Below are 16,746 nucleotides of genomic sequence, written 5' to 3'. Positions count from 1 at the left end.
CGCCGGGATCACCCGGTCGACATTCGCGGTGTATTCATTGTCCGGAAACAGCGGCTCATCGACGAGATGCAACCGGCGATCCAGCACCGTGAACGCGACGCGGTCCGCAGTGGAGTTGTCGCGAATGGTGCGGATGATGTGGCGCAACAGCGTCGTCTTACCGGACTTGGTGTCGCCCAGCACCATCAGCAGCGGGTTCTCGGCGAAGTCGAGTTCGACTGCGGCCAGGTCTTCTTCGCGCTGCCCGATGACGATCCGGTCGGCGCCCCGATATGCCGCACCGATCGCGGCCGGTTCTAGGTTGGTCGGTAGCAACCGCACCGGCGGTGCCACGACGCCGGGGTGGCGGGCGTTGATCGCGCCACCTGGTCCAGTTCGGGCGCCGCGAAGAGGAAGTGCTCGGCGCCCATGGTCAGCCCGCGGCCCGGCTGGTCGGCGGGCACCGCCTCGGCCGGGCGGTGCAGCGCACCGACCACCCGGACGTTACTGTCGCGCGCGTCATGCAACTTCAGCTCCAGGCGCAGGCCAAGACCGTCTCGCATCGCCAGCGGCACTTCCAGCCAGCTGGGGGTAGTGGCGACGACGTGTATGCCATAGGCCAGGCCAATGTTGACGAGTTCGGTCACCTTGTTCAGCAACGGGTTTCGGGTGTTGAACAGGTCGGTGTTGTCCCGGCTGAAGGCATAGAGGTTGTCGATGACCAGGAACACCTGGCCCAGTCCGTCGTCCGGCCCGTGCTTGTCCCGGAACACCTCCCGCTGCTGGCGTGACCGCAGCAGCTGCTCCAGCTCCCCGAAGGTGCGGCGGATGCGCTCCGGCTCCAACGCCGAGGCCACGCTGCCGACGTGCGCCAGGTCCTCCAGCGCCCGCAGCTGCCCTCCGCCGTAGTCCAGGCAGTAGAAACTCACCTCGCTGGGCGAGTGCAGGCTTGCCGCCGACAAGATGAACGTTTGCAGCGCGGTCGATTTCCCTGACTTTGCCCCACCGTGGATCACCAGGTTGCCGGCCGACGAGCGGGCGTCGAACACCAGCGGGTCACGGCGCATCTCGAACGGCTTGTCGATTTCGCCCAGCGGCCAACGCCACTCGCCCCGCGGCAGCGCCGCGCGGGCCAGCACCATGTTCAGCGGGATCGGGTCGTCGAGTGGTGGCAGCCACAGCTCTGGCGCACGTGGGCCATAACGGGCGAGTTGGTCACCGATGGTCGCGATCAACTTACGTGGCGGGCCGACCGGTTCTTCGTGACCATTCGTCGTGATCACCGTGGTCTGGTCGGGCTCCACCCGGCTGGCAGTGAACAGCTTTGGTTCTGGAACAGAATGCACCACAAGAGTTTTCGCTCTCTGAGGCGGATCGTAGATGCCGTCGACGTAAGTGCTGCGGAATTTGATCGGCGCAGCACCGGGAGCGGGCACCAGGAAGCCCAAGCCCTTGTGCTCCTTGCCGGACTCGATGTGGTAGGCGTCCTCCACGCCGATGATCTGCCGCGACACGGCAGGGCTGGCCACCTTCAAGCCGATCCGGTAGGAGGTGTTCTTGTCGATGTCCTTGATCTTTCCGACATCCAACGTCTGCGACGCGAAAAGGATATGGATGCGGAACGAACGGCCTTTGCGTGCAACATAATCGAACAGCTCAGCGTACTCTGGGTGGTCGGCGAGCATCAGGGTGAACTCGTCGGCGACCACGAATAGGGTCGGGATCGGCGCCAGGTCATGTCCGGCGGCTATCGCGTTCTCGTATTCGGTCACCGAGTTGAACGCGCTGCCCTGCACGTGCCGTCCGGCCTCACGCAGCATCATTTCCCGACGTGCGACCTCACCGCGCAGCGTGTCGGCGAACCTATCGGCCAATGACTTTTTCTCGGCCATGTTCGAGATCACCGCGACGACCTGGGGGAAGTTGCGGAAAATATCGGCGCCGGCCTCGCCTTTGAAGTCGGCGTAGATCACGATCAACCGGTCAGCGGAGTGAGTCGTCAACAGCGACAACAGAATCGCCATCAGCGTTTGCGACTTGCCCGCGCCGTTCATGCCGATCATCAAGCCATGCGGACCCATCCCGCCCTCGGCTTCGTCCTTGAGGTCGAAGATCAGCGGCTCGCCGGTCGCGGTGACACCGATCGGAACCCGCAGCTCGTCGTCGCGGTGTCGTGGTGCCCACATCGTCGGCACGTCCAACCGGGACGCGTCCGGGATTCCCAGCAGCGTGGTAAATGCCGCGCCGCGGGTCCCGCTCGATTGCAAGCTGTGGGTCGGGTTGGAGTCCCACCGCGACAGTCGGCGTGCGAGGTGGCCGGCGTCGTCAGCGCCGAGCTGGTCGACGCTGTCGATGTAGGGCTGCCAGCCGCCGGTGTGCCAGCGGTCGATGGCGGTATCGGTAATCCGCAGGATCGGCCGTTCGGGATCTGAATATTGCTCCCGATGCGGTGCCTTCGCCGATCGATGCACGACCGTGATCCCGGCCCGGCCAACCGCCAGAGCCGCGCTATCCAGGTCGTATTCGGGATCGTCGATCACGATCACTAAGTGCCGCAACGCATCAGACGGCCCGCCGGTGAATACCGGGCGCTCGGTCAGCGCCGGGCCGAGCAGCGCGGCCAGCTCGTCGGGCTTGGTGGACAGGTAACGGGCCGGGCCGACGCCGTCGAGTTCGCCGGGAACGTCGACGTGCGGCAGCCACTTGAGCCACGACCAATCCGGCGCATCGAGATCCGGAGCAGCCACCGCGACGCCGAGAACCGTCGGGTCGTGCCAGGTCACCGCCTGAGCTATCCACGCCCGTATCGCGGCACGCACCTCGTCGCCGTCGCCGAGCACGGTGATCCGCGACACCTTGGTCAGGTCGATACCTGTCGGAACATCGCGGACGGTGCGCTGGGTGTCCAGCAAGCTGCGTAATGCGCTGTGCGACACCGGTTCCAGGTCAATCTCGTCGGCGGTATCGTTGACCCGCAATGCGGTGTCCAGTGTTGCCGAATACCGGCCGGCACGTACCACCAGAAAGTCGGCATCTTGGGGGTCACGTTCCCACTGGCGCCGCGAGCCGGGTATCGCGGCCAAATCTGTCGGATCAGGATGCGACCACTCGGCCGCCGCACGTTGATCGGCGGCCTGAGCCCGGATGTTGTCCCGAACCACCGACAGGTAGCGCAAATAGTCGGCCCGTTCGGCGTCGACTTCCTCGGTGCGGTTTTTGTTGTCGCTACCGCGGTAGAACGCGGTGGCGGCCAGCAGCAACACGAACGGGAAGAACAATGTTTGTGGGGAGATCAGCCGAATCCCGGTGGCTACCAAGGCGACGATCATGCCGACGATCAACAGCACGATCACCACCGGCAGGGCCCGTCGCAACATCGACGGCGGAATCACCCGGGGCAGTTCCGGAGGTGCTTCGATGTTGATGCTGCCCTTGCGGGTGGCCGGTGGTGGTAGCCGCCGGCGGGCCTCGAAGATCAGTCGGCTCATCGGTTCTCCCCCTGGGCTGCGGTACGGCCGGGTCGGGAATCTGGCGCCAGGCCGTCGTGGGCGAGCAGCGCGTCGGCACGTGACAATGTCGGCCCGGGCGCGAACAACGACAGCACCGACCACGGGATCGGAGTCGGCGGCGGGTTCAGGCCAAGGACCTCAACGGTTTTGGCGGGTCCATTGACACCACCCTGGTTGGCTTCATTGTCGATGCCGAAACGTACCCCGGTGTCGGAGATCCAGAACAGCGAGCCGGCGGCCGGCGAAGCCGCGTTTTGGCCGACGGTAGCCGTGAAATACCCGGTCCCGGGCGCCATCGCGACCCGGCTCGCGGTGCCGCCGGTTCCGGCGCCGACCAGGTCTTCGGTGTGCACCGCCTCCGACACCGGAAGCGCCGAACCCGTCAGCAACGTCAGCGAATTCGTGGTAGCGCCGGCCGGCTTGCTCCAGTGCGCGCAGGTGACCGGATCGCGAGCGGCGTCGACCAGGCTGATCCGCTGGTCGGGAAAGCGGGTGGTGTCCAGCATCCGGGACACCGGCAGCTTGGCGACCTGATCGGCGCTCAGCCGCGGCGGCTGATCCAGACCGTACGAGTTGGCGTTGCGCAGGACCGCGGCCAGCACCGGCGAGATCGCCTGAAGGCCGTCGGGCAGCACCGCGTAGTAGAGCATGCTGTTGGCTGAGGTGGCATCCAAGCCATGGGATTCGACCACGGCGCCGATCGGTGCGGGCACCGGCGGGCTGAACCCCGGTGGGCTTCCGGCGTTCGGGATGGCCGGCGCCGACAGCGGCGGAGACTCGGGGACCGCGTTGAACAAGCCGACGGCGATGGGCCGCGGCGCTGGTATGTCGCTACTCAGGCCCAGCGCGCCGGTAACCGCGTGGTCGGCCAGGTTGATCCGGCTGCGCCGACCGTCCCACAGCAGCCAGGTGCTGGTGGCGTCGCCGGCCAACACGGCGTGTCCTGCGCTCAACGCGGCGGCCCGGGTGCCGGTGCTGTCCGGGGTTCCGGCGATCACCGTGACCCCGGCGGCCGGGCCAGCGATGGAATCGCACACCGTCCAGTCGGCGTCCTTGCCGGTGTTTTGCACCATCCGCTCGGGCGCACCCGGGATACCGATCAGGTTGCCGCGCGGAATCTTGTCCAGCTCACTGCTTTTCACGGTCGTGGGGTTCACCGGCCGACCGACGATCAGCCGGGCCGACGTCAGATTCAGCACCGGGTGCAGTTGATCGCCGACCCGCACATACAACGCGGCGCTGGACCGGTCGGCCAGCACCTGGTTGTTGGCCGCCGACCCATTGGGTCGGATCAGCGAGAACACGAAGCAGCCCACCAGCGCGGTGATCACCATCAGCACGCCCATCAGCACCGCGCGGGTCTGGGTACGCAACGGGTCGACCAGCATCCGGGTGTCGTGCAACGCGACGCCGGATGCGATCCGGCGCATCACAAACCGCCAGCCACTCACCTGGTGGCGGGTGACAAAGCCGCGGCGGTAGACCACCTTGTCGGGATTGTCGTTAACCGGGGTGCGCGACGCGAACGAGCGTCGATCGTCGCCGGGCTCTTGGCTCGTCATGCCGGCACCTCCAAGCGGAGACCTTCCAGCAGCCCTGGCACCGTGTTGGCGACGTCTGCGGCGGTGATCGTTATGAGCTCCTCGTCAGTGAATTCGCCGGTTTGCGCGTGTGCACTGTGGTCCAACCTGAATTCGCGTTCCTCTTCGGACTTTTCGACGACGTTGCGGACGAACCGGCCGTTGCCCGCGATATCCAGACCGCGGCGTTCTACCCCAGCAGTATCGGGCTTCATGGTGTTGGCCAAGTGGGCGAACAATGCCTCCAGATCGTCGAGCGCGGGCTGTTCGAAGGCGCTGTCGCGTTTTTGTGCCATGAAGTTGGCGATCTCGATCAGCTCGGCGGGTTGGTACGACGGGAAGTCGATGGTGCGCGTGAACCGCGACCGCAGACCCTGGTTGGTGTCGAGGAACCGATCCAGGTCGGCGCGGTAGCCGGCGATGATGACCACCAGCCGATCGCGGTCGTTCTCCATCCGGGCCAGCAGCGTGTCGATGGCCACCAGCCCGAAGTCGTTCTTGGCGCCGGTGGCCACCAAGGCGTAGGCCTCGTCGAGGAACAGCACACCGTCCAGCGCGCTGTCGATGATCGCGTTGGTCTTGGCCTCCGTCTCCCCGATGTGCTGACCGATCAAATCGGCGCGGTGCACCTCTTTGATGTTTTCCTTCTTCAAGAGGCCAAGGCCGCAATAGATTTTCGCGACGACACGGGCGATGGTGGTCTTGCCGGTTCCCGGCGGCCCGGTGAAGACGAGGTGGTGGGTGCGCTGCGCCACCTCCAGCCCCCGCTCCTTGCGTACCAATTCCATTGCTACCGCGCTCTTGAGCCGCGCCACCTGGTCTTTGACCTTCTCCAGGCCGATGAACTCACCGAGCTGGCGTTCCGCCTCGGACAGCAACACGGCTTTGCGCTCCTGGGCTCCGGGGTCGACGAAATCGCCGGGCTTGGGCTCGGTGGCCGGGTCCCACGGGTCGATGCGCGCATCGATGCGATCCGCCGTGGTGGGCACGATCCCGAAGCTGGAATCCGTCAGTGCCTCTGCGACCTGGGCGTTCTCCGGATTGGCGGCGTAGAGGTCCTGCAGCACCTCTCGTGCGGTGTCCTCGTCGCCGTCGGCGCGCAGCGCCAGCGCCTTGGCCAGCGCGCCGTCCACCACGGCGACAGCGACCGGACCGTCGGGCTCCTCGAGATAAGACAACGCGGCAGCAAACATGCCCAGCCGCGCCAACGATATCCCCAGGGCGATCTTCACGGCATGCGCGAAGTGCTCGTCGAGACCGGGGTCGTTGACGATCGGCGACAGCAGCTTGACCACATCCGCCCAGCGCTCGGCCCGGTAGTGAATGGTGGCCGCGACCCAGCGCGCCTCCCGCGAGCTCGGCCGGCGTTGAGTGACGTCGATGACCAGTTTGTGCGCGTCGGCGAAGTGCCCCTCGGCTGCCAGTGCCGCGGCGTACGCGAGGTGAAAGTCGTCGGGTGCGGTCGCACGGAACCGTAAATACAGCCCGGTGTCGTAGTGGAACCCCAGGGCGCCCGGCGCGAGTTCCGCCTGGCGCTGCAACAGCCCGGCGGTCGCCGCCGCATCCGAAATCGCTTTCAGCACAGGCGTAGACGCGTCGCCGGCGGCGGCCAGCCCGACCCACGCGTCGCACTGTTCATGAGCGATACGGGTGAGCGCGGTGAAGCCGGACCGGGCGGCGGCCAGGTCGGCCGGTCGCTTTCGGTCGTAGACGGTCAGTCCAAGCGCCCGGCAACAGTTAGCGAATCGGCTCGTTAGGTCGTCATCCACCCGGGCCGTCGCCGGCCTTGTCGCAACCATGCCGGTGTCAGCGGTTTCCACGCCCCGTATCCCTTCAGACATAGTGTTGCCTAAGCTAACCTCGGCCCGAAGTTAGCATTGCATAAGCTAAGTGTCGAGACGCACGTATTGGGTCGATTCGTGGTCTCGGTTGCGGGGTCGCGGAACGCCGACCGCTGCACGTCAGTCCACAAAACAGCCTCCCCGCGATGGCCTCCGGATTGCTGGCGAGACGCAAGGCCCTCCCACGCCGTCGGCACAATCGAACCGCAGCTTAATGAAAATGGGTGTCATTAGCGGCTGACTCTACGGCATAGCTCCTTCATTTTTTGACGGCCCTGACTAATGTGCAGCGAGCGACCATCGGCCCGGCCTCGATGTCCGGTCCCGGAACCGGTCGGCCCACCTCGCGCAGGTAGTCGGCCAACGGTGTCGCCACCGCGGTCCAGCCGTGCTCGCCGAACCACTGGTCGGCCGGAGCATGCCGTTCGTTGTAGAGCAGCTGGAAGAACACCCGCTGGCCGGCGTCGGCCGCACGCTCTTCTGCAACGGCGGCCGCATAGTCGTCGGGCGCCATCGGTGTGCCATCCTCCACCGCGACGTGGCTGGCCGGGGTGGCCAGCGCGTCGATGCCGGTGAACAGTTGCTGCTCGGCATCGGCCGGGAGATAGATCAGCAGACCTTCGGCAATCCAGGCCGACGGCCTGGCGCTATCAAATCCGCTGTCCCGCAATGCCTGCGGCCAGTCCTCGCGTAGGTCGATGGCAACCTCGCGGCGCTCGGCGTTGGGTTTGGCGCCCTGTTCGGCGAGCACCTCACGCTTAAAGTCGAGGACCTGCGGACGGTCCAACTCGAAGATCGTCGTCTCGGTGGGCCAAGGCAGCCGGTAGGCGCGGGAGTCCAAACCCGCGGCCAGGATGACCACCTGTCGGACGCCGGCGTCGGCGGCACGCCGGAAGTAGTCGTCGAAATACCGGGTGCGGGCGCCTTGGAAGTTGACGAAATACTCGCCCCAATCAGGCGTTTTCAGTTGGTGTTCGGGAAGTTTGCCGTCCAGCACGTCGGCCGCGTTTCCTCCCACGGCGCGACAGAACACTTCTGCAAACGGGTCGACAGCCAACGGGTCGGGTTTTTGCGCCTCCAATGCTCGAGCGGTGGCCACGAATAACGCGGTCGCACCGACACTTGTGTTGATGTCCCAGTTGTCGTCGTCAGTACGCACGGCAACCGACCCTACGCCCGCCCAGCAGCACGCTTTGGCGCCTGCCATCGCCCGGTCCAGCCACGACGGCATTCAATACGACGTTGTGTCGTAGAACAAGACCCCGTCCGGGTAGGGGGTACTTGTTCGGCTACACCAACGGCCGGCCGGCCTTGATCCGTCGATCCAGATCCCACAGCAGCACGTTGAACGGGAACCGCCGGACGAAGCGCGGCAGCACGTTGTTCATTGTCCGGAGCACGGCGATCAACCGGTCAAAACGGCGCTGCTTGGTGGCATCCCACGAAAATCGCATCTCGTCGCGAAAGCGTTGCGGCAGAAAGCCGGTGGTGAGCAGCAGCGCGAGGCGTTCCGGCAACCGGCGCAGCGGCTCCGGCAGCGTCACGGCGCGCACTCGGCCCACGGCGATCGGATACAGGTAGTCGCGAACGCTGTCGTCGATGTGAACCTTCTCCAGTTGATCATGCCAGTAGCGGTCGAACGCGGCCCGGTCCGGCGGCCACATCTCCGGTGGCACCTGCAACGTGGTGCCGAGCACCATGCCGTCGCGGTAGTGGCGGTCGGCGTCCTGCTCGTCGAGCTCGCCGACGAACATGCGATAGAAGTCGACCCCGCCTTTGTACAGACACGCTGCCACCCACAGCTGCAGGTCCGGGTCGAACGCGTTGTACTCCACCGGGCTGTCGGGCATCGAGTACACCTGGGCATGCGCGCGGTTCACCGCGCGGCGAAACGCCGCCTTCTGCGCGTCGGTACCGGCCATCGACACCGCAAGATAGGTGAAAGTGGTGCGGGCCCGCTTGATCGGATGTAAGTCGACCCGGCCGCTCTCGACACGGCTCTCCATCACGCCGTAGCCGACACCCGGCCGGGCCAGCTGCATGATCACGTTGGCCGGGCCGAGCAGCAGCGCCATGCCCATCAGCCCTTCGTCGAGACGGACTTCTCGGCGCGTGCGGCGGCGCGTCAACCGGGCTATCGGCGGATCACTCATCGCGCGCTCGACATGGCTGATTGGCTCGCTGACCGTCATCGGACACCTACCCGCTAAATGTGAGAACGCTTGTTTCCTGATATTGCAGCGCGGGCCAGTCCGATGTCAAGATGGGATTCATGGCTGCAACCGCGACCACGGGCGCACGGCCCTACCGTGGCGTCGAGGCGGCCGACCGCTTGGCAACCCGACGGGCCAAGCTGCTGGGGGCCGGTCTCGATCTGCTGGGCGCCGACCCGCAGGACGCCGCGGAGCTGACTGTTCGCGGCATTTGTCGGCGGGCCGGCCTGGCCGCGCGCTACTTCTACGAAAGCTTCGCCGACAAGGACGAGTTCGTCGCAGCGGTCTTCGACTGGGTCATTGCCGACCTGGCCGCCACCACGCAGGCCGCGGTGGCCGCTGCACCGCCGGAGGAGCAGACCCGCGCCGGCATGGCCAACGTGGTCCGGACTATCGGCGGGGATCCACGCGTGGGCCGGCTGCTGTTCAGCGTGCAACTGGCCAACGCCGTGCTGGTGCGCAAGCGTGTCGAATCCAACACGCTGTTCGCGATGCTCTCTCGCCGCCACGCCGAAAACGCACTGCGGGTACCGGAGAACGACCGGATCAAGGCCGCCGCGCATTTCGTGGTCGGTGGGGTGGCACAGACGATCAGCGCCTGGCTGACCGGTGAAGTGCGACTCGATCCCGATCAGCTCATCGACCAGCTCGCCTCACTGCTCGACGAGCTTGCCGACCCGAGCCTTTACCGCGACTGAATCGGCTCGGTGAGCTAGTGGGCGGCCGGGATGCGGCGATCAGCCGCCGTCCTCGGCACGGCCTGCGTATCAGTCGACGTGAATTCCTTTATCCAGCAAGCAAACTCAAGCGTGATTCCGTCGGGATCCTGAAAGTAGAACGACCGCACATAGACGCCGGGATGCACCGTGGCCGAGGCCTGCGTCTCGCTTTCGTCGTGGTTGAGCACCGGTCCGACTCGTACGCCCTTGGCCTTGAGACGCTGACGATAGTCGTCGAACTTCTCCGCCGGAACATGAAACGCCAGATGGTTCATGGTGCTGACCGCGCTGGTGATCTCCCCGATGCCCGGGATCGCAGCCGGCGACGAGAGGCCCGGCACCCGATCGGGCGCGTCAACGAACCAGAAGAACGCCACGCAATCACCGTTGCCGGCGTCGAAGAAAAAGTGCTGTCCGGCGCCCCTGGGCAGGTCGAGCGATTTGATCAGCGGCATGCCCAGGACGTTGGTGTAGAAGTCCACCGTGCGGGCCATGTCCGAGCAGACAAGCGCGACATGGTTGATGCCGCCGAGCTCGAACTCGGAATTGGTGTTGTGCGGTTTGATCATCTCCCGGCCCCTCCCTCGGCATTGCGCATCGCTGGTTACGTGGCGGAGATCCGGATCTGAACCTAACATCAGATTCAGGTCTATTCCAGACGACTCGACGTTACCGCGATCGCGCCGATCCCACCGTCACGACGAAGGAGGCCCGCCGGTGTCCACCGTGTCCGACCAGCCGACCCGGCGTGCGCCGTTGCCGACCAACCGCGGCCGCCAAACGCAGGCCGCCATCGACGCCGCCGCCCGAACAGTCGTCGCCCGCAAAGGCATCCTGGCCACCACCATTGCCGATATCGCCGCGGAAGCGGGTCGGTCGACGGCGTCGTTCTACAACTACTACGACTCCAAAGAGGCGATGGTCCGCGAATGGGCGCTGCGCTTCCGCGACGATGCCAACCAGCGGGCGCTGACGGTTATCCGGCATGGCCTAACCAATCGCGAGCGAGCCCAGCAGGCCGCGGCGGTGCATTGGCACACCTATCGAAACCGGTTGGCGGAGATAGTCAGCGTGTCACAGCTGGCGATGATCAACGACGACTTCGCCCAGTACTGGACCGACATTTGCGCCATCCCGACCTCTTTCATCGCTGAAATGGTGCGGCGCGCCCAATCCGAGGGCTATTGCGCAGGTGATGACCCACAGCTGATCGCCCTGGCGATCGTGGCGATGTTTAACCAGTTCTGCTACCTGCAACTCGCCGGTCCCGGGTTGAGCCCGGCCAGCGCTCCCGATGATCAGGCCTGCATCGACACGTTGGCGAACATCTTCTACCGTGCCATCTATTACAAGGAGGTCCGCCCGAGGTGACTCGCACGACCGGCACGCCCGGGGTTATCCGCGAATTCATCGGACTGCCGTCGCCGACCGCTCGGCGCGCCGGTGCGGGCGGACACCCTTGCCAGGGGCTGTACCACCGGGGCGTCGGACGCAAGCCGAAGGTCGCGATGATCGCCACGCACTACCAGATCGACTTCTCTGAGCACTATCTCGCCGATTACATGGCGACCCGCGGCATCGGATTTCTGGGCTGGAACACCCGGTTCCGTGGTTTTGAGAGCAGCTTTCTGCTCGACCATGCGCTGGTCGACATCGGCATCGGTGTGCGCTGGCTGCGCGAAACTCAAGCAGTGGAAACGATTGTGCTGCTGGGTAATTCCGGAGGCGGATCATTGATGGCCGCCTACCAGGCCCAGGCGGTCGAACCCAACGTGACTCCTCTTCCGGGAATGCGGCCCGCGGCCGGGCTGACCGACCTACCTGCCGCCGACGGCTATGTGGCCAGTGCCGCGCATCCCGGACGGCCGGACGTGTTGACCGCCTGGATGGACGCCGCCATCGTCGACGAGAACGACCCGGTCGCCACCGACCCCGACCTCGATCTGTTCAACGAACGCAACGGGCCGCCGTACTCGTCGGAATTCCTTACCCGGTACCGGTCGGCACAGGTTGCGCGCAACAACGCGATCACTGACTGGGCCGAGAAAGAACTGAAACGTGTTCGGGCAGCGGGATTTTCGGATCGTCCATTCACCGTGATGCGGACATGGGCGGATCCCCGCATGGTGGATCCGGCACTGGAGCCGACGAAACGTCCACCGAATATGTGTTATGCCGGCGTCCCGGCCAAGGCTAACCGTTCCGCGCACGGGATCGCGGCCGCCTGCACGCTGCGCAACTGGATGGCGATGTGGAGTCTGCGGACCGCACAGACCCGGGCCGAGCCGCATTTGGCGCGAATCAGCTGCCCTGCCCTGGTAATCAACGCCGAGGCCGACACCGGGGTTTTTCCCAGCGATGCCCAACGCATCTACGACGCGCTGGCCAGCAGTGACAAATCGCTGTGTGCCATCAACACCGATCACTACTTCACGACACCGGGGGCGCGCAGCGAGCAGGCTGACACCATCGCCAAATGGATTGCAAAGCGGTGGCGCTAAGGGTCCTCGCGCATTTCGTTCCCGGTCCTAAGGTGCTGGAATTTCTCGCGCCGGAAGCCGATTGGCTTGACATCCGTTGGTGCGCCGACGACGACTCGGCCGATTCGCAAGCCAAGTTTTACCGGGAGCTACCCGAGGCCGATGTGATTTGGCATGTGCTGCGGCCGCTTTCCGGCGCCGATCTCCTACAAGCGACTCGGCTGCGGCTGATCCACAAGTTCGGCGCCGGGGTGAACACCATCGACGTCGACACCGCCACCAAGCGCGGTATCGCGGTCGCCAACATGCCCGGCGCCAACGCGCCGTCGGTGGCCGAAGGCGCAGTGCTGCTGATGTTGGCCACCCTGCGCCGACTGCCGGCGCTCGACCGGGCCACCCGGGAGGGCCGTGGCTGGCCATCCGACCCCCAGCTGGGCGAAACCGTGCGCGATATCGGCGCCTGCACGGTCGGACTGGTCGGCTACGGCAATATCGCCAAACACGTCGCGGGCATCGTCGCCACGATGGGCGCCACCGTGCTGCATACCAGCACCCGCAATGACGGATTGCCGGGCTGGCGACCACTGCCGGAACTGCTGGCCGGCAGCGACATCGTCTCGCTGCACCTGCCGTTGACGGATGACACCCGTGGCCTGCTGGGCCGCGACGCGTTGGCCGGCATGAAACCCGGTGCGGTGCTGATCAACACCTCACGCGGGCCGATTGTCGACGAAGGTGCCCTGGTCGACGCGCTGCGCGGCGGTTGGTTGGCCGCCGCCGGGCTGGATGTCTTCGACGTCGAACCGGTGCCGCCGGACAACCCGCTGCTGCGCTTGGACAACGTCGTGCTCACACCGCACGTCACCTGGTACACCGTCGACACCATGCGGCGGTATCTGGTCGAGGCCGTCGCGAACTGCCGTCGGTTGCGCGACGGGAAGCAGCTAGCCCATGTGGTCAACCAACCCACCGGTTATTAGATTGAGGGAACACGGCCCAACGGAAGGCGAACAATGCCGATCGCGATAACTTCTGAGCATCAAGACCTGGCCGATTCGGTCCGATCACTGGTCGCGCGGGTCGCACCGTCGGAGGTTTTGCACGCCGCGCTGGAAACACCGATCGACAACCCACCGCCGTACTGGCACGCCGCGGCCGAACAAGGCCTGCAGGGCGTGCACTTGGCCGAATCGGTTGGCGGCCAGGGTTTCGGCATCCTCGAGCTTGCCGTGGTGCTGGCCGAGTTCGGCTATGGGGCAGTCCCCGGCCCGTTCGTGCCGTCGGCGATCGCCAGCGCACTGATTTCAGCGCACGACCCGGAGGCCAAGGCGCTGGTGGACCTGGCTTCTGGCGCGGCGATCGCCGCTTACGCGCTGGATTCCGGGCTGACCGCCACGCGGCACGGCGACGTGCTGGTGATTCGCGGTGAAGTCCGGGCAGTGCCCGCAGCGGGCGAGGCGTCCGTGCTGGTGTTGCCGGTGGCGATCGACAGCGGCGAAGAGTGGGTGGTGCTGCGCGCCGATCAACTCGAAATCGTGCCGGTCCGCAGCGTCGACCCACTGCGGCCCATCGCGCATGTCCGGGCGAACGCCGTCGAGGTCGGTGACGACGCGGTGCTGAGCAACCTCAGCGTGGTCGCCGCGCACGCGCTGATGTCCACGCTGCTGTCGGCCGAGGCCATCGGCGTCGCGCGGTGGGCCACCGACACGGCGGCGCAATACGCGAAGATTCGTGAACAGTTCGGCAGGCCGATCGGTCAGTTCCAGGCGGTCAAGCACCGGTGCGCCGAGATGATCGCCGACACCGAACGGGCCACCGCAGCCGTGTGGGACGCTGCCCGCGCCGTCGACGAGGCCCGCGAAAATCATTGGGATATCGGGGATTCCGCGGTCGAGTTCGCAGCGGCGGTGGCGGCGACATTGGCGCCGGCGGCCGCGCAGCGCTGCACGCAGGATTGCATCCAGGTGCACGGCGGTATCGGATACACCTGGGAACACGACACGAACGTCTACTACCGTCGCGCGTTGATCCTGGCCGCCAGCTTCGGCCGTAAATCCGAGTACCCGCAGCGGGTGGTCGATACCGCGACCGGCACGGGGATGCGGGAGCTCAACATCGACCTGGATCCCGACACCGAGAAACTGCGGGCGGAGATACGTGCCGAGGTCGCCGGGCTCAAGGCGATACCCCGCGGAGAACGCGCAACCGCCATCGCCGAGGGTGGGTGGGTACTGCCGTATCTGCCCGAGCCCTGGGGGCGGGCGGCCAATCCCGTCGAGCAGATCATCATCGCCCAGGAGTTCACCACCGGACGGGTAAGGCGGCCGACCATCGGCATCGCGGCGTGGATCGTGCCGTCGATCGTGGCCTTCGGTACCGACGAGCAGAAACAACGCTTCCTGCCGCCGACGTTCCGCGGCGAAATGATCTGGTGCCAGCTGTTCTCCGAGCCAGGTGCCGGATCCGACCTGGCCGGGCTCAGCACCAAAGCGACCAAGGTTGACGGCGGCTGGCGCATCAGCGGACAGAAGATCTGGACTACGGCGGCCCAGTTTTCCCAGTGGGGGGCGCTGCTGGCCAGGACGGACCCGAGCGCTCCAAAACATCAAGGCATCACCTACTTCCTGCTGGACATGAGCAGCGACGGCGTGGACGTGAAGCCGCTGCGCGAGCTCACCGGCGGCGCGATGTTCAACACTGTGTTCATCGATGACGTGTTCGTGCCGGACGAGCTGGTGCTCGGCGAGGTCAACCGGGGTTGGGAGGTCAGCCGCAACACGCTAACCGCCGAGCGGGTGTCGATCGGCAGCAGCGAGGCGCCGTTCTTGGCCAACCTCGACCAGTTCGTCGAGTTCATCCGAGACGGGCACTTCGACCAGATCGCGCAAAACCGTGCCGGGCAGCTGATCGCCGAGGGCCACGCCGCCAAGGTGCTCAACATGCGCTCGACCCTGTTGACGTTGGCCGGCGGAGACGCGATGCCGTCGGCGGCGATCTCCAAGCTGTTGTCGATGCGCACCGGGCAGGGCTATGCGGAGTTCGGGGTGTCCTCGTTCGGCACCGACGCCGCGATCGGCGACCCCGAAACGCCGGCGGGCAAGTGGGACGAGTACTTGCTGGCCAGCCGCGCCACCACCATCTACGGCGGCACCTCGGAGGTACAGCTCAACATCATCGCCGAGCGGTTGCTCGGGCTGCCGCGCGACCCGTAGTCCTGCATACAAAAATCCGCGCCGACCTGACGGGTGTCAGATCGGCGCGGATTTAGGTCCCTGGCCGGGCGGCTAGCCTCTGCCTATCGAGGTCGGTGAGGCTAGCCGCCACCGCCCCCAGGGAAGTGGCCTCACCACCAGCCGCGGTGGTGGTGGCCGAAGCCGCGGTCGAAGCCGCGGTGGCCGAAGCCACGGTCGAAGCCGCGGTGGCCGAAACCGCCGTGGCCGTAGCCGCCGCGGAGGGGCGGGCCGACGTGGTGCAGGCCGACCACCTGGGGCATAGGTGCCGCCGGGGCAGCGTTGGCCGCGGGGGTGGCACCGAACAACATCGCGCCGGCCACCGCGCTTGCGCCCACAGCGCTGGCTGCCAGGCGACGGACCGAAGTAAGTGAGATCGACATTTTGGTTGCTCCTTGGTCATCTGGGGGGAGTGACACGAAGAACGTTAAATCCCCATCCTTAGCAAACGCTGAATTGCCGCATTAATAATGCTAATAATGCATCCAACGACTGGCGTCAGCTATTACTCAGTTCGAACGAGTTATATTGCTCAGATTATTGTATACCTTACTGGCTTCATGGCATCCTGAGATACGCCAGTACTGCCTTCAGTGGGTACTGATATAGATATCTTCGCAGCTTACAACGCATATACTGATCCACTGATGTCCGTACTTCCGCGTGTCCGTGCTTAATGATAATTGTCAGTACAGTGCATTTGACGACGTCGTGCGAACGCGCAAATAGTGTCGTTAGACAGCGAACTACGTAATTGGCGCCTCATCTCGCTGTAGCTGATACGGCATTCCGCGCTTAGCAATCATAATCTCGGCCGATAACTTAACCTCGACGTGTTCTTCCTTGATTCGAGCAGCCGCAAGGGGCGGGCCGCCAACCCTGACCACGGCATCCGTGGCGCGGACACGCCGCAGACGGCCGCACCGCTGCATGACTCCGCTTCGACGGACATACTTATGTCCTGATCTACTGAAATCTCACGCCGACAGAAGGTCTCCCAGCCGCATGGACCACAACAGCTCGCCATCGTTCCGAGCCACGCCACCCCGGCGCCCGGACGCCGCGGCGCCGACCGAACGCCTCACCAACCTGCGACAGAAGCTCGACCAACCGTCGCGCGAACAAGCTTCGCGTGGTCAACGAACGCGCCGGACCGTCGACCTCTCCCCCGCCACCCACCGGGCCCTCGACATCT

11 protein-coding genes and 2 pseudogenes are annotated in these 16,746 nt (G+C 65.5%); 6 read left to right on the top strand and 7 right to left on the bottom strand.

Annotated features, from left to right (window positions below; all coding sequences use genetic code 11):
- The 5 genes and pseudogenes from eccCa to VNW74_RS23550 form a co-directional block, all read right to left on the bottom strand.
- Nucleotides 1-3,467, bottom strand: a pseudogene (eccCa, locus tag VNW74_RS23570) (type VII secretion protein EccCa); the annotation flags it as partial.
- Nucleotides 3,464-5,050 (bottom strand): type VII secretion protein EccB, encoded by a 1,587-nt coding sequence (gene eccB, locus VNW74_RS23565; RefSeq protein ID WP_325681302.1) that lies wholly within the window; start codon nt 5,048-5,050, stop codon nt 3,464-3,466. The gene eccB and the pseudogene eccCa, both read right to left, overlap by 4 nt.
- Nucleotides 5,047-6,867: a type VII secretion AAA-ATPase EccA gene (eccA, locus tag VNW74_RS23560; protein ID WP_414686755.1), complete on the bottom strand. Its 1,821-nt coding sequence runs from the start codon at nt 6,865-6,867 to the stop codon at nt 5,047-5,049. The genes eccB and eccA overlap by 4 nt, the downstream gene beginning before the upstream one ends.
- A 301-nt stretch (nt 6,868-7,168) precedes the next feature.
- Nucleotides 7,169-8,068 carry a class I SAM-dependent methyltransferase gene (locus tag VNW74_RS23555; RefSeq protein ID WP_325681298.1) on the bottom strand — a complete coding sequence of 300 codons (900 nt, stop codon included), beginning with the start codon at nt 8,066-8,068 and terminating at the stop codon, nt 7,169-7,171.
- 130 nt (nt 8,069-8,198) lie between these two features.
- Nucleotides 8,199-9,101, bottom strand: a complete 903-nt coding sequence (locus VNW74_RS23550) for an oxygenase MpaB family protein (protein ID WP_325681296.1) — start codon at nt 9,099-9,101, stop codon at nt 8,199-8,201.
- Between the two features lie 80 nt (nt 9,102-9,181).
- Here VNW74_RS23550 and VNW74_RS23545 point away from each other — a divergent pair, with 80 nt between their 5' ends.
- Entirely contained in the window at nt 9,182-9,820 is a 639-nt protein-coding gene (locus VNW74_RS23545) for a TetR/AcrR family transcriptional regulator (RefSeq protein WP_325681294.1), read from the top strand.
- 14 nt (nt 9,821-9,834) lie between these two features.
- Here the strand turns inward: VNW74_RS23545 and VNW74_RS23540 are convergent, their stop codons facing one another.
- Nucleotides 9,835-10,410: a VOC family protein gene (locus VNW74_RS23540; protein WP_325681292.1), complete on the bottom strand. Its 576-nt coding sequence runs from the start codon at nt 10,408-10,410 to the stop codon at nt 9,835-9,837.
- Nucleotides 10,411-10,597: 187 nt separating this feature from the next.
- Here VNW74_RS23540 and VNW74_RS23535 point away from each other — a divergent pair, with 187 nt between their 5' ends.
- From VNW74_RS23535 to VNW74_RS23520, 4 genes are read left to right on the top strand one after another with little or no spacing between them, the layout of a single operon-like run.
- The gene (locus tag VNW74_RS23535) at nt 10,598-11,212 is read left to right on the top strand and encodes a TetR/AcrR family transcriptional regulator (protein ID WP_325681304.1); all 615 of its coding nucleotides are present in this window, start codon (nt 10,598-10,600) and stop codon (nt 11,210-11,212) included.
- Entirely contained in the window at nt 11,209-12,342 is a 1,134-nt protein-coding gene (locus VNW74_RS23530; protein WP_325681290.1) for an alpha/beta hydrolase, read from the top strand. The genes VNW74_RS23535 and VNW74_RS23530 overlap by 4 nt, the downstream gene beginning before the upstream one ends.
- Nucleotides 12,318-13,301, top strand: coding sequence for a 2-hydroxyacid dehydrogenase (locus tag VNW74_RS23525; protein WP_325681288.1), 984 nt, complete (start codon nt 12,318-12,320; stop codon nt 13,299-13,301). The genes VNW74_RS23530 and VNW74_RS23525 overlap by 25 nt, the downstream gene beginning before the upstream one ends.
- A 33-nt stretch (nt 13,302-13,334) precedes the next feature.
- Nucleotides 13,335-15,533: an acyl-CoA dehydrogenase gene (locus VNW74_RS23520; RefSeq protein WP_325681286.1), complete on the top strand. Its 2,199-nt coding sequence runs from the start codon at nt 13,335-13,337 to the stop codon at nt 15,531-15,533.
- Between the two features lie 131 nt (nt 15,534-15,664).
- Here VNW74_RS23520 and VNW74_RS23515 read toward each other — a convergent pair whose 3' ends face one another.
- Nucleotides 15,665-15,934, bottom strand: a complete 270-nt coding sequence (locus VNW74_RS23515; RefSeq protein WP_325681284.1) for a hypothetical protein — start codon at nt 15,932-15,934, stop codon at nt 15,665-15,667.
- A 622-nt stretch (nt 15,935-16,556) separates the two neighbouring features.
- Between VNW74_RS23515 and VNW74_RS23510 the strand changes: the two are divergent.
- Nucleotides 16,557-16,746: pseudogene (locus VNW74_RS23510) on the top strand (ATPase); the annotation flags it as partial.

It is taken from the genome of Mycobacterium sp. (assembly GCF_035570115.1).
Taxonomy (GTDB): Bacteria; Actinomycetota; Actinomycetes; order Mycobacteriales; family Mycobacteriaceae; genus Mycobacterium.
The sequence above is the reverse complement of the archived record's forward strand: the minus strand, read 5'-3'. Positions and strand labels throughout refer to the sequence as shown.